At 51.4% G+C, this 12,822-nt stretch carries 17 protein-coding genes; 8 read left to right on the top strand and 9 right to left on the bottom strand.

Annotated features, from left to right (window positions below; genetic code table 11):
* Window positions 1-180 precede the first annotated feature (180 nt).
* The 5 genes from QM579_RS02950 (at window position 181) to hutX (ending at window position 4,458) form a co-directional block, all read left to right on the top strand.
* The gene (locus tag QM579_RS02950; RefSeq protein ID WP_414997728.1) at window positions 181-1,065 is read left to right on the top strand and encodes a prepilin peptidase; all 885 of its coding nucleotides are present in this window, start codon (window positions 181-183) and stop codon (window positions 1,063-1,065) included.
* A gap of 116 nt (window positions 1,066-1,181) precedes the next feature.
* The gene (locus tag QM579_RS02945; RefSeq protein WP_414997727.1) at window positions 1,182-1,748 is read left to right on the top strand and encodes an MptD family putative ECF transporter S component; all 567 of its coding nucleotides are present in this window, start codon (window positions 1,182-1,184) and stop codon (window positions 1,746-1,748) included.
* Window positions 1,729-2,493, top strand: a complete 765-nt coding sequence (locus tag QM579_RS02940) for an energy-coupling factor transporter transmembrane component T family protein (RefSeq protein WP_414997726.1) — start codon at window positions 1,729-1,731, stop codon at window positions 2,491-2,493. The genes QM579_RS02945 and QM579_RS02940 overlap by 20 nt, the downstream gene beginning before the upstream one ends.
* A gap of 36 nt (window positions 2,494-2,529) precedes the next feature.
* On the top strand, window positions 2,530-3,939 hold the full coding sequence (locus tag QM579_RS02935; protein ID WP_414997725.1) for an ABC transporter ATP-binding protein: 1,410 nt from the start codon (window positions 2,530-2,532) through the stop codon (window positions 3,937-3,939).
* A 15-nt stretch (window positions 3,940-3,954) separates the two neighbouring features.
* Window positions 3,955-4,458: a heme utilization cystosolic carrier protein HutX gene (hutX, locus tag QM579_RS02930; protein ID WP_414997724.1), complete on the top strand. Its 504-nt coding sequence runs from the start codon at window positions 3,955-3,957 to the stop codon at window positions 4,456-4,458.
* 29 nt (window positions 4,459-4,487) lie between these two features.
* On the opposite strand, the gene QM579_RS02925 is transcribed toward hutX, so the two are convergent.
* Entirely contained in the window at window positions 4,488-5,993 is a 1,506-nt protein-coding gene (locus QM579_RS02925; protein ID WP_414997723.1) for a hypothetical protein, read from the bottom strand.
* Between the two features lie 5 nt (window positions 5,994-5,998).
* Window positions 5,999-6,808 carry a hypothetical protein gene (locus QM579_RS02920; protein WP_414997722.1) on the bottom strand — a complete coding sequence of 270 codons (810 nt, stop codon included), beginning with the start codon at window positions 6,806-6,808 and terminating at the stop codon, window positions 5,999-6,001.
* Window positions 6,809-7,321: 513 nt separating this feature from the next.
* On the opposite strand from QM579_RS02920, the gene QM579_RS02915 reads away from it, so the two are divergent.
* Together QM579_RS02915 and QM579_RS02910 are read left to right on the top strand one after the other, a co-directional pair.
* Window positions 7,322-8,266, top strand: a complete 945-nt coding sequence (locus QM579_RS02915) for a tetratricopeptide repeat protein (RefSeq protein ID WP_414997721.1) — start codon at window positions 7,322-7,324, stop codon at window positions 8,264-8,266.
* A 15-nt stretch (window positions 8,267-8,281) separates the two neighbouring features.
* Window positions 8,282-8,695 (top strand): hypothetical protein, encoded by a 414-nt coding sequence (locus QM579_RS02910; protein ID WP_414997720.1) that lies wholly within the window; start codon window positions 8,282-8,284, stop codon window positions 8,693-8,695.
* 92 nt (window positions 8,696-8,787) lie between these two features.
* Here QM579_RS02910 and QM579_RS02905 read toward each other — a convergent pair whose 3' ends face one another.
* Window positions 8,788-8,982: a hypothetical protein gene (locus tag QM579_RS02905; RefSeq protein ID WP_414997719.1), complete on the bottom strand. Its 195-nt coding sequence runs from the start codon at window positions 8,980-8,982 to the stop codon at window positions 8,788-8,790.
* A gap of 42 nt (window positions 8,983-9,024) precedes the next feature.
* Between QM579_RS02905 and QM579_RS02900 the strand changes: the two genes are divergently transcribed.
* Window positions 9,025-9,363 (top strand): hypothetical protein, encoded by a 339-nt coding sequence (locus QM579_RS02900; RefSeq protein ID WP_414997718.1) that lies wholly within the window; start codon window positions 9,025-9,027, stop codon window positions 9,361-9,363.
* A 324-nt stretch (window positions 9,364-9,687) separates the two neighbouring features.
* Here QM579_RS02900 and QM579_RS02895 read toward each other — a convergent pair whose 3' ends face one another.
* The 6 genes from QM579_RS02895 to QM579_RS02870 all read right to left on the bottom strand — a co-directional run.
* Window positions 9,688-9,894: a hypothetical protein gene (locus QM579_RS02895; RefSeq protein WP_414997717.1), complete on the bottom strand. Its 207-nt coding sequence runs from the start codon at window positions 9,892-9,894 to the stop codon at window positions 9,688-9,690.
* A gap of 33 nt (window positions 9,895-9,927) precedes the next feature.
* Window positions 9,928-10,209 carry a hypothetical protein gene (locus tag QM579_RS02890; protein ID WP_414997716.1) on the bottom strand — a complete coding sequence of 94 codons (282 nt, stop codon included), beginning with the start codon at window positions 10,207-10,209 and terminating at the stop codon, window positions 9,928-9,930.
* A gap of 68 nt (window positions 10,210-10,277) precedes the next feature.
* Entirely contained in the window at window positions 10,278-10,640 is a 363-nt protein-coding gene (locus QM579_RS02885; RefSeq protein ID WP_414997715.1) for a hypothetical protein, read from the bottom strand.
* A gap of 5 nt (window positions 10,641-10,645) precedes the next feature.
* On the bottom strand, window positions 10,646-12,043 hold the full coding sequence (locus QM579_RS02880) for a hypothetical protein (RefSeq protein ID WP_414997714.1): 1,398 nt from the start codon (window positions 12,041-12,043) through the stop codon (window positions 10,646-10,648).
* An 11-nt stretch (window positions 12,044-12,054) separates the two neighbouring features.
* Entirely contained in the window at window positions 12,055-12,510 is a 456-nt protein-coding gene (locus QM579_RS02875) for a hypothetical protein (protein ID WP_414997713.1), read from the bottom strand.
* Window positions 12,507-12,822: hypothetical protein (locus QM579_RS02870; RefSeq protein WP_414997712.1), on the bottom strand; the 316-nt coding region annotated here is incomplete at its 5' end. The genes QM579_RS02870 and QM579_RS02875, both read right to left, overlap by 4 nt.

Genomic DNA, 12,822 nt, shown 5'->3' with positions numbered 1-12,822 from the left:
TTGCTTCACTTTTTTTGAAACAGTCGAGGACGGAAGAGTTCACTCCTGCTTCAAAAAAAGATCGCGCCTTGCCAAACGAAAGAACTGCGCATTTTCAGAAGGCTCTTTAATCAGTGCTTCCTTTGGCATTTGTTTGTTGAACCACTGGCTTGTATCTGACGTGACAGGTTGCAAATGATCATGTTTATTCTTCAGTATGTTCAGATTGTTATGTGCATTGTTGCCGTTTGTGGATTCTTGGCAGGCCGCCTGACGCACACCCTTGTGGCCGGACCCTGGCTATACGAAGTGGCGTCGGGTTCTTCCGCATTTTCTGCATCTGGCGTGCGCAAGAGGCGTAAAAGCAGACGAACTGCCGGAAGATCCGCATATGGCAGCACCGTGTCTGACTGGGCTGCGGCTTCTGCGGCAGAGCTGGAGCAGGCAGATACCGTCAGGCCTGAGCGAACAGGAATGCCGGAATTACACGGCAGTCTGCAGGAAAAACTGCTTTCTTATGGCTGCGCCGCAGGCAGTGTGCTGCTTGTCTGGCTGTTTCTTCCTCGCTGGAGTGGCCTGATTCTTTTGCCTTTTGCCTGGGGATTGCTGGCGCTTTCAATGGCAGACGCCCGGTTTCGTATTTTGCCGGACATGCTGACCTGGCCTCTGATGGCCCTTGGGCTGGCCGTCAACTGTGTTGATGCCATTGTGCCGTTTGGTCAGGCCGTGATCGGCTGCGTGGCGGGCTACCTGCTGCTCTTCAGTTTTAGCAGGCTGTATTACGCCCTCATGGGCCGGGAAGGCATTGGCGGCGGCGATCTAAAACTTCTGGCTCTGCTTGGAGCCTGGGGGGGATGGCGTGCCTTGCCCCTCACCCTGATGGTGTCATCGCTCTGCGTGGTGCTGTTTTTTCTTCTGGGTCTGGCATTGAAGGGCAGAAGGCGCGAGGGGGCAGATGTGAATGAGGGTGGGGGCCATTGGAACTGGCGTGGAGCACGGCAGGCCTTGAAAACTGAAATTCCTTTTGGTCCGCCATTGGCGGTGGCTGGATTTGGCGTCATTTCCTATGCCCACTACCTGGGCTGAACCGGTATGCCAGTGGTAACCGTAAACAGCAGGGCCGTCTTGACGGCCAAGTCTGCACAAGGAAGGTGCGTGATGTCGGCAAAAGAAAATGGGGCACATATGCAGGGGGTGCGGGCATGAGCAAGCCATCTTTTGCATGGCTGCCTGAGGGCATGCAACCACATTTCACGGTGCGCGACCTCGTGTTTATCGGCATTTTTGCCGCTGTGGCCAAGGCGGCTGCACTGGGTATTGCCTTTGTGGGGGGCGGCATGAATCCACTGTCGCTGGCCCTGAAAAACTTTGTCTATACGGCCTTGATGCTGGTATTGGCCCACAAGGTTCAAAAACCGTGGACACTCACACTGGCCGTGCTGGTGTCAAGTCTCATTTCCTTGCTGCTTATGGGGCAGGGCGTTTTGCACACGCCGGGCGCACTGCTGACCTGTGTGCTGGCCGAATTCATTATTTACGCCTTGGGGGGATACCACCGGGCCTTTAATCTTTTGGTGGGTGTTCTTTTTCTGGAATTGGCGGGCAAGGTGGTGAGCCTGGCTGTAGCCTGGATGTATTACCGCGAGCAGCCAGCCATTATTGCAGTTCCGGTGATATTTATCAGTATCGGGGCGCTGGGTTCCATCGTGGGACTGGCTGGCGGAGCGAAACTTGTGAAGGAGTTGCGGCATGCCTCTTTCATTTCTTGACCGCAGGGCAGACACTTCATGGGCGGGGCGATTAAATATCCGTACCAAGCTCATGCTTTGTCTGGTTTCATCCCTGGCAGCTATTGTGCTAAGTAACCCTCAAAGTCTGGCTCTGCTGTGTCTTGCCAGCATGATCTATGCCCTGACAGCTCTAAGCCCCTGGGCCATGCTCAAGGCATACAGCGTGTTTGTTCTCATGTGCCTGGTGTCTTTGGGATTCATGTCGTTGGTTTCTCTGGTCATGCCCCAGCTTGTGGTGTGGGAGTCGTGGCGGTTCGCCGTGCCCTACATGCGTATGCTTCTTTCGTTCAACGCACTGCTGGTGCTGGCTTTTTCATCTCGAATTCAGGAAGTCATGCGCGAACTGCAATCGTTTGGCCGTATGGTGTGGCTTCATGTGCCCCTGACAGTGGCAGTGCGGTTTTTGCCAACGTTTCTGGACGACTGCGCCCAGATAAGGGATGCCTATCGCCTGCGCCAACCGCTTGGCGGGCAGGGCTTTGGAGCCAGGGTTTCGTCTGTCTGGCGGGGATTTTTGGTGCCGCTTACCTTCAGGCTGCTCGGTTCGGCGGATGACCTTTCCGTTGCAGCCGAGCTGAAGGGCGTGGGGAACCACAAGCGGCTGGCCCGAAAGGCCGTGCCTTTTGGCCGAAGTGACATACTTGCCTTGGGGTTGTGCATTCTTGGTCTGGCTTTGGCCGTTTGCCTTCAGGCCATTCAGGGCGGAGGCGGCATATGGGGCTGAGGCATCGTGCAGAAGCTGTTAGTGCAGAGGTGAACCGTGCTTGAACTGAACAATGTCAGCTACACCTATCCGCACGGTCAGGGGGCGGGCATTAAAAATATGAGCCTGCAGGTGGCACCGGGCGAACTTGTGCTTTGCACCGGGCGGAGCGGCTGCGGCAAATCAACCCTGATCCGTCTGCTTAATGGTCTGGCTCCGCATTATTACAAGGGTGAGCTGGAAGGGCAGGTATTGGTGGCGGGCAAGTGTAACCGCGAGCGACATCTGGCAGAAATCAGCCAGGATGTGGGCACGCTTTTTCAGAATCCCGAAGCGCAGTTTTTTGCACTTACCGTTGAAGACGAGGTAGCCATAGCCCTTGAGTGTCAGGGCCTTCCAGAGGATGCCTGCAAGGCTGCGGCGCAGGCTGCTCTGACGCAGGTGGGTATGGCAGATGCGGGCGGGCAATCTGTGCTGGGCCTTTCAGAGGGGCAAAAACAGAAAGTGGCTTTGGCCGGACTGCTGGCTCAAAATCCTCGGGCGTTGGTTTTGGACGAACCTTCTGCCAACCTTGACCCGGAGTCGGCTCGTGAACTTGCGGTTATTCTGCAAGCGCTCAAAGCAAAAGGCATGGCTGTTCTGGTGGTAGATCATCGTCTGGCCTGGTTGCGTGATGTTGCCGACAGGGTTGTCGTTATGGATCAGGGGCAAATGGTTGCCGAGGGTGACTTCAGCCTGCTTGAGGATGACGATCTGCGCCTCCGTCACGGCTTGCGAGCTGTCGAATGGGGTGATCCCCGTTCCGAGTTGCCACGTTTTGCAGGCAAAGAGGCTGCCACAGGATTTGCTGTTGCAAGCCTTTCATTTGCTTTCAAAGGGGAGAATCCTCTGTTTCAAAACATGTCGGCGCATTTTCCTTCCGGGCAAGTCTCGGCGCTGGTGGGGCACAATGGCTGCGGAAAAACAACGCTGGCAAAGCTTGCCGCAGGGATGCTCAGAAGCCGGGACGGAGCATTTGTTTGTGGCGGCGAGCAACTGCCACAACGGGGAAGAGCGCGGCGCGTGGGGCTGGTTTTACAGAACGCGGACCATCAGTTGCGTATGGACAGCGTACGCGCAGAACTGGCGGATGCTCTGATGGGGCTGCCCCGCGCAGAAGCCATGCAGCGCATTGAACACACGTTGGCCACATATGACCTTTTACCCCTGGCTGACAGGCATCCGCAGTCTCTTTCGGGGGGAGAGAAACAACGCTTGAGCGTTGCCGCAGCTATGATCCGCAGACCTGACGTGGTTTTTCTGGACGAACCCACCAGTGGCCTTGACGGCAGGAACATGCTGCGTATGGCCGATGACTTGCGAAGGGCAGCGGAGGCCGGGGCCACGGTCATTGTTATCACTCATGATCTCGAATTCATGTCAGAGGCCTGCCGGTGGCAGGTTCCGCTTTCAGACATCTCTGCATAAAAATAAGGAACTATTATGTCAGATTTTGTACAGGTTGTGCGTCAAAAAGTGACGGAAAATCCCAGTGTCATGCTGATGAGTCTGGCCAAGGAGCTCGGCAGGCCAGAGGCAGAGGTTGTGGCGGCATTGCCGGAAGAAATGCGTGTGCACGCAAGCAAAAATGACTTTGGAGCAATATGGGCAGCCATGACTGGTTGGGAATCCAGCACTTTTATAACAATAGGCTGTGGCGGCGTTGTGGAAGTTGAAGGCAAGCTGCCGCAAGGCAATTTTATGCACGGCATGTTTAACCTGACGGACAGGCAATGTCCCTTGGGTGGGCATCTGTTCATTAACAAGCTTGAGCACATCTGGTTTGTATCCAAGCCATTCTTTAATAAAGAAAGCCATTCTGTGCAGTTTTTTGATGCTGCAGGCGATCAGATGTTCGCGGTTTATCTTGGACGGAACGAACAGCGTGAAATCATTCCTTCGGTCAAAGAAGCGTATATGCACATGCGTAGCGAATTTGCTGTATAGACAAGAATACGGTGTTCCGGCGAAGCCATCTATTTTGTGAACATAAGCCACGCTGGGTTTGTATGCAGGTTTAGCGCCCGGAATGTGCATAGTACTGTGCGATTTGTGATGTGGCGATCATATGGCAGTTGAATAATGGAGCGAAGCCGCTGCATCTCAGTGGATGCATCCGACGTTTTGAGCCGCACGGCTTCAAGGCGCGCGACGATTGAGGACGTATCAACATCATCCTCTGAAAGGGCCATCAGCAGGCGTTCAAGTCGGATAATCTCTTCTTGGTTGGCAAAAAATTCATCCCGGGTCTTTCTGAATGGTTCTGTCACGCCAGACATATCTATGCCCTTTGCAGACAGTGATCCGAGTGCCCGATCAAGGGCCGCGATTTCTTCCTTGGCAGACTCCACGGATTCCACGAGGTCGCGCCCGCCTTGTGTGCCACCAGAGGCAAAGGCATCATCAAGTGATGTTTGGCTTATGCCTGCAAGCTTCGCTCGGCTGCTGAGTGCCGTTCTGGACATCTGATCGAGGGCAGAACTATATTTTTCTATAACGCCAGTAGACTTTGCGATCTCCAACGGCAGCTTGCCAAAGTCAGTCATGAAGTCATTTTGAAGGCGTGTAAGGCTGCTAATTTGCTTGCCGACTGTAGACATGGCCGCTTCATAGGTTCCGGCGATGCGCTCACCAGCTTCCATCACAGCATTAGTGCGGGCCTGTACTTTCTCCTGTTCCGTAAGTTCAGCCGTGGTTTTTCCAACCTGTGTAGCCATTTTGGCGTAAGCTTGCTCGAAATTGACGCTAACGCCGATTGTGCGAAGAACATCTGTTTGCGCGCTCTGAATTCCGTGGACAAGCCGTTCAAAGGCTTCGGAACTGTTCGTTCCACCAATTACGGCAGCGTCCTGAGCAATACGGGCAAGGGCGGGGGTTTGCGTTATGTCCACCTGCGCTTGCAAGAGCTGTGTCATGGTTTTGCGGGCTTCAACGCCAGCAATACCCATGCGCCGTAGTGCGCTTACGTTTTTGTCAATTTCAACGGCTGAATAGCCGCTAACCTTGCCCACCTGTTGGACAACAACGCCAAGGGTTTCATAGGTCGACGCTATATCAAAGGACTCAGATGCGAAGTCTTTGATCTTTGCCACGGAATAAAGCCCGGCAAAGCCCGCTCCAATTTTGCCAAGGCCCATACCGAAGACATTGAAGCTATCTACCTTCTGAATTGAGGCTATTTCACCCTTCAGCATCTTGAGTCGTTCGCGCATGGCGTCATAAGCGCGCGAGACATCTTGGGCAGTGGAATTGGCGTCTTTCTTGATGTCTCGGAAGGCAGAAACGACGGTCTTCATCTCTGCGGCTACGGACGTAATAGAGCGAGAGCGCAAAGTCTGCCATGCGTTGTTAACCGCATTGCCCATCTCCTTTGCAGACTTTGTTGTGCTGTCAATGGCATCACCAACAGCCCTAGCGGCCCTTGCGCTCTCTACTTCGCCTTTGGAGTTAAATTCAAGGATGATCTGGGCTGTTGGGGCCATATTTTTTACCCTCGTATTGCATAATCTTTGTTAAGCACGCCGCGCTTCTTTTCTCCACGCACCGTTGGCTGCCACCAATAACGACCAGTGGCCTTACCCATTAAGGGCTTGTCTGCCGTGTACTCTTTGAAATGCCCACGGCACAGATGCACACGCACCATGCCTTTTGCAGGGCCATGATGTTTGTTATCTGCAGCTCGACGTGATGCTTGTGGATGGACTTCAAGGATTTTATATTCACTGATGGGAAACTTATTGCGGAGGGTGCGTTTTTTATTCAAGCGGGCAGGGGCGGGGACGGTGGACGTGCTGACATTTTTGCATGACAGAAGTAGCAAGGTGATATGGGAGACAGAGCATCCAGTGATGAAAAAGGACGCATATTTAGAAATATCATGCTCCTCTTCGTCTGTATCACAGTAACGCCCTGTTATTTCAGCGCTGTCAAAACAAAACTCTCCATATAGGGCGCTATACTGCCATTTTTCTTCTGAACTGCTGTTGAACAAAAAAGGGAGAATGATGTAAGAATCTACCCCGCCTTCTTTCCTGTATATTAACGTTAAAGATCTCTGGTTAGACGTTTCACCATTATAGTCTAGCTCGAACAGGCACGTATCATAAGGCATGCGTAGGTCTGATGGGCACAGCGCGCTTGTTTTTGCCATCACCAATGGCTTTGCAAGATGAGAAATGTCCGTGGCGCTTCCCAAATAAAAGGAAATCGCCTCATTCAGCTTTTCCCGGGCCTCAAGGATGATGGGTGGCAAGTTGTCATGTTCCGCCAAGGCTTCCTGTAGTTTATGCTTCCACATGATACACCTTTACTGTGTTTGCCCCCTGTGACTGCCATGGACAAAGGTGTAAAACCACGACAGCCACAGAAGGACGTGAAGTCGCTTAGCTAGGGCGACTATTTTGTCAAAAGCGTAGCATGGGTTTTCGTCCACCACGGCCTTAGTGTGTTCTCCGGTGGGCAAAAGCGACACTAAGGGGGCTTGACGGCTTTTTGCTACGCCTCGATTTTGCGGAAAGCGTAGCATGTGGATTTGGCTGCGTGCAGCTCTGTACAGCTAGGGACAGCTCAGAGCAGCCAAACAGGGGATTGACACGATACGCTTGCACTACGGAAAGCGTAGCATGGGTTTTGCGGGGTCAGAGTCGGAACGGGAATATACCGGGTTATTCCGGCAATAAGGGGGATTGACAGAGGGGAGATACTCAATGGTGAACGCTTTTGGAGCAGCAAAGGATACTGCAAAAGTATGTAGATAAAATTATTTATTATGTTATATGTCGACACATAAGAATCCATTGCAGGAGGGAATATGCCAAAAATTCATGATAAATCTCCGTTGTCATATCATTTTTGCATGTTAGCCCAAGCGTCCCTACTTGAAAGAAACTTCGATGATTCGATAGAGAACTGTTTTCGTGCGATCAAATACGCCCCTGGCAACTGGAGAGGGTACTACTTGCTAGCATTGAACTTTTACGAAGTTGGCAACTATGAAGACTTGTTAGCGTTATCAGAACAAGCAATTGTTTTTTTTGAAGACCGCACAGAGATACAATGGGTATATATCCGCGTGTTAATTTTATACGGCAAGCTGGATAAAGCACAAAAAAAGTTAAATATATATTTTGATAGAAACAGAGACCCCATGCTCGAAGCGGAGCAGATCTATCTTTATTTAGTCTCTGGAGATAACGATAAAGCATTTGTAGCGATAGATGATTATGTTGCTAAAAATAAAAACAGCAATATTGTTGATAACTTTAAAGATATTACAGTTAATAATATTTTATGTAGAGTTCATTCTTTGTTTAATACAAGGATTAGTGGAGATGAAGTTATATGTGTTATATCGCGTAAAGATCAGTACAATGAAATTTTATATCTTTGTAAAAAAGCAATTTCACTTATTGATAATGAGCGTACAAGATTATATCTCAATTATGTTAAAAGTTTTGGTAGATATGTATTCAATCTTAGGCATAAAAATAAAATTGCTTTGTTAATCGCAGCAGCCGTATTTGTCGCTTACACAAAAGGTGTAGATATAAAATCTATAGCAGTTTCAGCCTCTTTTATTGTAGTATCTCTCTTGTTTTGCTTTCAGAGAACGTATTCTTTGGAAATGGAAGCAGTTACCCAACTAGAACCTGATCGGTTCATGCTTATTTCAGAACTTAGTAAGTTTTCAGGCGTATTGGAATCTTCTAATTTTTGTGAAGCTATTTTTGATTCAGAAAATGAATCTTTACGATAAATGAGGAGGAGAAAAATGCGTAAGTGTCATGATTGTGATAGTATCGTGGCTGCCGAGGACAACATTTGTAAAAATTGTGGCGCGCCTCAAAATACTATAGAAATGGAGGTTGAAAAGAATCCTCCATATAGGTCGCGTTTTTTATTGCTTTTCTATACGTGGATGGGAGGGATGCTTGGTGCACATCTAAAATTTCTCGGATATGACGAAGAAGCAAGTGAGATGAGAAGAAATAATAACCCAATTTTATTAATTACTATATTTACTAACCCATTAGTTGCTATAGGAGTTTTTGCAAGAATGGTCATTATACAATCAACAGTGCCTTTCATGGTGATGTTTGGATGGTATAGAAATGACGCAAACGGTTATCCAGTCAGATATTGCAAGCCAAATCAGAAAAAAAATCATTCAAGTAATAGTCATTAATGCGCTACTGACAAATATAACCTAATTTGAGTAATCCGCTTTAGTTGTGACGTAGAGAGTCGAGGCTTTGAACTCGACTCTCTATGTACCCATTAACCCGGCCACTGGCCCCGCATCGCCTGCTGCTTCATGATTTCGATTCCCAAAAGCATCTTTGCGATGTACTCAATAAGCTCTTCCTGACTGCGGCCCTCTACAACGCTCTTTGCGAGCAGATAGCGGTCACATTTGCCGGGGATGCCGTTGAACGATGGCGTTACAAGATCCATTCCCGTTTCAGATGGCATTTGGACCTGTTTTTTTACATTTGACAAACTAGGTGATTGGCTATGAATGAAGAATTACATACTACCACGATCCAGAGCCTAATATTAAAAACCCTTTTGAGCAGAAAAATTATTTCTCCTGTGAAGCTTGGAGAGATTAATGGGCACACTATTAGAATTGATGGGATTGCTGATTGTAACGTTTCCTATCATATAGAATGCAATAATCCGAAAGATATTGTCATGAATTCAAAAGTTTTTGGATATATGTCTGAAGATATAAGGAAAATGACAATAGAAATAATTAAAGATATCATTTTGATATCAGGCATGACAGAATCATCAGCGCACAGTTGGCTGGAAGGCCAGTTGCATAAAATAGGCACGGAAAAAAACGAATAGTGTTGCCCTCGCGTGCTTATGCTTCAGAGCCCGGCCCAGGTATTCCCCTAGGCCGGGCGTCCTGCTATGGGAAGGTATCGACAAACCTTTAGCAGGAGATTGAAAGATGCCTGTCCTTCCTAGCTGCCTTCCGAATGGTGAAAAAGAAAGAATAGACGTTCTCACAAAGATCACGGCTGTTGCTGCGAATATTTATTGCACTGGCAAGGCCCATAATGAGACTGATGCCGTGGACGCTGCTTTCATGCTTTACAATGAGGTAGTATCCCGCATGGACGAACACGCAAAACAAAACAAGGGAAGCGTCAGATTCGGGTTTTAACCCTAGTCATTTGGCATATAGCGCCCTGCAAGAAACGCCCGTTTGTCGCAGGTATAGACCGCTTCTTGTAGGGCCGCTTTCACTACGTCCATCGAAAGACCACGGCAAATATCAAGCATCTCATTTGCCAGCCTTGAAACCATTTGGGCGCGTTTTTCTGCTTCCGAAAGCAATTCACTAGCGCGGCACTTTTCACTATGTCTTTCCATTTCTATTTCTCCCGCCCCTCACCGAGGGGCTTTTTATTTCTCTTTTTCCCGCCTGCGCGCCGCTTCTTCTCTGCGGTACTTGATGGCGATGCGGTCAATCTCTTTAACGCGCCACTCCATGCCGAGCGGGTCAGTGCTGCGCTCACATGCTCCGCAGATTGATTCTAGGCGCAGATTCAGCGGCAGCCCGCCCATTGTGTCCAGGTCGCGCCCGAATGTGTCCAGATCGGAGAATATGGCCCACGCTTCTGCATTGCGCTTTGTTATCTCGGTGGGTCGGGGGCATGTGGCACACGGCGGGGCGTCGCCGTTCATCTCGTTCAGTTCCCGGCAGTCCTCGCATGAGGGGTTAGCCGGGTTGCCGTACCACTCGACCCACCGCGTTAGTTTTTTTGTTCTTCCAGAATACCGATGCGGGCCACGGCACGGATGCGGAGCAGCAAGCCGCTGGCAAACTCAGGGTCGCACTCGCACAACTCCTTAATGACTTCAGGCGTGCAGGGCAGTTCTTTCCCGGCAGCGTCGTAGAAGCCCGCCCAATCCGTGATGCAGGTTTGCAGCATCTTGCGGTTAAAAATGGACATGGACATGTTGTCGTCTGCGCCGCCTTCCTTGGCGGCTTCGTCACGCAGCTTGAACATGGTCGATTCTGTCAAAGGCTTGATGGTCACGCCTTCGCTTTTGTCCTCGGTGTACGGGATGAAAAAGCGGGAATCGCGGTAAGCGTCGGTCAAAATACGGGGCATGCTGATTACTCCTGCACGATGATAAGGCTGTCGTTGCCCTTGGTTCCAAGGATGGCCCCGGTGCGCGTCAGGGTCACAAAGCTGTCGCTTTCTTCAACGGTGGGCATGTTGAACTTCACGCGAGGCATGACCAGAGACAGGGAGGCTCCAGCCTTGTTGCCAAGCACAATATGCACAGGCAGCTCGTAGCCGTCATAGCCGCGCTTGAACTCCACGGCGTCCTTGGCGCGGAAATACAGCCCATTGGTCATGGACAGTTCACGCATGCCATCAGCGTTTTCGCCGGGGTATTCGTCGCCAATTTCGGAGGTGAAGGATGTAGGTGTGCCGATGGTGATACTGCCCTCGGTCAACTTGCCAGCCTTGCCGCCCACAAATACGCGGGTGTCTGCGCTTTGCAGGGCCGTACCAATGGGTGTGGCATCCGGCAGCCAGGGATCAATCTTGTCGTCCATAGCCCAACCTGTGGGGGCAGGGGACACGGTGATGGTTCCGGTTTCATAGTTCACAGCAGTGATGGTGTAGCCAGCGCCGGAATTGTCGTCGTTTTTGGTGGTATTCTTGATAATGCCGCCCACGCTGTAGGCTTCAGCAGCCTTTTCGCCTTCGGAAGTTTCCACGGTCAAAACGGCCCCAACAGGCGCAGATGTCAGGATGGAGCTACCGCACCAGCCCATTTGCCGGAAACCTATGGTAAAGTCGCAGTGCTGCCCGCCGTCCTTGCTCTGCGGAACGGTGGCCGCAGTGACCACGCCACCAGATGCAAAGCGCACCGTGTGGTCATTTTTAAGCCAGATTGAAATGGTGGGGCGGCAGTTGTCCTGAATGTAGACGCGGCTGGCGAGTGTGATTACGTCCTCGGCATCATGAGCCGCAGCCGTGGTGCTGGCGAAACCGCGCACGCAGTTGGTCAGGGCCGTCACAGTCCCGTTGGTGTCAGTGGTCACGCCAAGGTAGCGCATCTTTTCCGAACCAATGGTCACAACGCCACGCGGGGGCATGATTCCGCCCGTAATGTCAGCAATCGGAATGGTTGTGGCAGAGACGGTAGCGCCACCAGTGCCAACCTTGGCAAGAACAGTGTTTGGTTCCTGCACAGTGCCCATAAGCGCGGAAAACAGGTCATGCCCCTGCATCTTGGAGCCGTCAGCGGGCGGGCGCACAATCATGGGGATACTGGCCTCGCCAGCGCCAAGGGCATTTTTGAACTGGTCGATTACGTCCAGCGTGCCCGTCAGTTCGTCAGAGTTGGTGTACTCAGGAGCTTGGTTCAGCGTGGCAGAGCCCGCTGGCAGAACATAATTCGCCGCCGTGGGGCGTTGCAGCGTGCCGGAAACGTCTTCCAGCGCGACAAAAACTTGCTGGATGCGGGCGCTGGCGACTGTGGAGCAGCTTTTAGCCATAAATCACCTCGTTAATTACTGGCCCACGTCTGCCACGGTATTGTGACCAGCAGGGCAATGCGTTTATCCGGTGTAGTCCCGGCGTTCATGGTGTAGGGAAAATCGCAGTATATGCCTCCACCTGACGCCAACATGAGCGGGGCGGCGCTGTGCTGCGCGAAATGTTTTTCAACCGTCTCAGCGGCGTTCCAGTGCGTTTTCTGGCTGGTTCCCTTGAGCGCCGACAACGTGACCTGATACACTCCGTTACGCACAGCCAGCGCGCCCGGCCCGCCCAACTCGGCCCCTGTCTTTCGGTCAGGGTTAAGCGCCGATATGACCATGATTTTCTTGGCATCAGCGTCAAAGTCCTGCATGGGCGGCACTATGGACACCGTTCCGTCAACCTGTAGAGCAGCAAGGGCCGTCTGTAGCTCTGTGGAGAAGGCGGTTTGGATTTCCGCAAGGGTAGGGCAAGGAGTGCTCATAGTTTCGCCGCCAGTGCCGTGAGCTGTTGATTCAAGCGTTGGATGAACAATGCGATGAATCCACTCGGTGCTTGTGCCGACCAACCTGCCTCAAGAGCAAGGATGTATTCAACATTGTTGCAGATGTAGATCACGTCAGCCTGTGAAAGTTGCTCAACCGGGACTGACGCCAGTGCCCTTGTGACGGCTCCTGTGCCTTTGTATTCATCCCACTGTGCCGATGTCGGAACCCACTCTGTCGGTGCTGTGCCGATTTGCCAGCCAGCACGGGCGCGACCTGTGTCCACTGGTGTTTGTTGCACCAGCGTGCCG

The organism is Desulfovibrio sp., assembly GCF_047607245.1.
GTDB lineage: Bacteria > Desulfobacterota > Desulfovibrionia > Desulfovibrionales > Desulfovibrionaceae > Desulfovibrio.
The sequence above is the reverse complement of the archived record's forward strand: the minus strand, read 5'-3'. Positions and strand labels throughout refer to the sequence as shown.

Bases quoted from the DNA above. Each gene is read 5' to 3' on its own strand.
- QM579_RS02920 (WP_414997722.1), bottom strand. From the start codon at position 6,808: ATGTGGAAGCATAAACTACAGGAAGCCTTGGCGGAACATGACAACTTG.
- QM579_RS02900 (WP_414997718.1), top strand. From the start codon at position 9,025: ATGAATGAAGAATTACATACTACCACGATCCAGAGCCTAATATTAAAA.
- hutX (WP_414997724.1), top strand. From the start codon at position 3,955: ATGTCAGATTTTGTACAGGTTGTGCGTCAAAAAGTGACGGAAAATCCC.
- QM579_RS02890 (WP_414997716.1), bottom strand. From the start codon at position 10,209: ATGAACGGCGACGCCCCGCCGTGTGCCACATGCCCCCGACCCACCGAG.
- QM579_RS02880 (WP_414997714.1), bottom strand. From the start codon at position 12,043: ATGGCTAAAAGCTGCTCCACAGTCGCCAGCGCCCGCATCCAGCAAGTT.
- QM579_RS02915 (WP_414997721.1), top strand. From the start codon at position 7,322: ATGCCAAAAATTCATGATAAATCTCCGTTGTCATATCATTTTTGCATG.
- QM579_RS02925 (WP_414997723.1), bottom strand. From the start codon at position 5,993: ATGGCCCCAACAGCCCAGATCATCCTTGAATTTAACTCCAAAGGCGAA.
- QM579_RS02910 (WP_414997720.1), top strand. From the start codon at position 8,282: ATGCGTAAGTGTCATGATTGTGATAGTATCGTGGCTGCCGAGGACAAC.
- QM579_RS02945 (WP_414997727.1), top strand. From the start codon at position 1,182: ATGAGCAAGCCATCTTTTGCATGGCTGCCTGAGGGCATGCAACCACAT.
- QM579_RS02895 (WP_414997717.1), bottom strand. From the start codon at position 9,894: ATGGAAAGACATAGTGAAAAGTGCCGCGCTAGTGAATTGCTTTCGGAA.
- QM579_RS02875 (WP_414997713.1), bottom strand. From the start codon at position 12,510: ATGAGCACTCCTTGCCCTACCCTTGCGGAAATCCAAACCGCCTTCTCC.
- QM579_RS02940 (WP_414997726.1), top strand. From the start codon at position 1,729: ATGCCTCTTTCATTTCTTGACCGCAGGGCAGACACTTCATGGGCGGGG.
- QM579_RS02905 (WP_414997719.1), bottom strand. From the start codon at position 8,982: ATGCCATCTGAAACGGGAATGGATCTTGTAACGCCATCGTTCAACGGC.
- QM579_RS02950 (WP_414997728.1), top strand. From the start codon at position 181: ATGTTTATTCTTCAGTATGTTCAGATTGTTATGTGCATTGTTGCCGTT.
- QM579_RS02885 (WP_414997715.1), bottom strand. From the start codon at position 10,640: ATGCCCCGTATTTTGACCGACGCTTACCGCGATTCCCGCTTTTTCATC.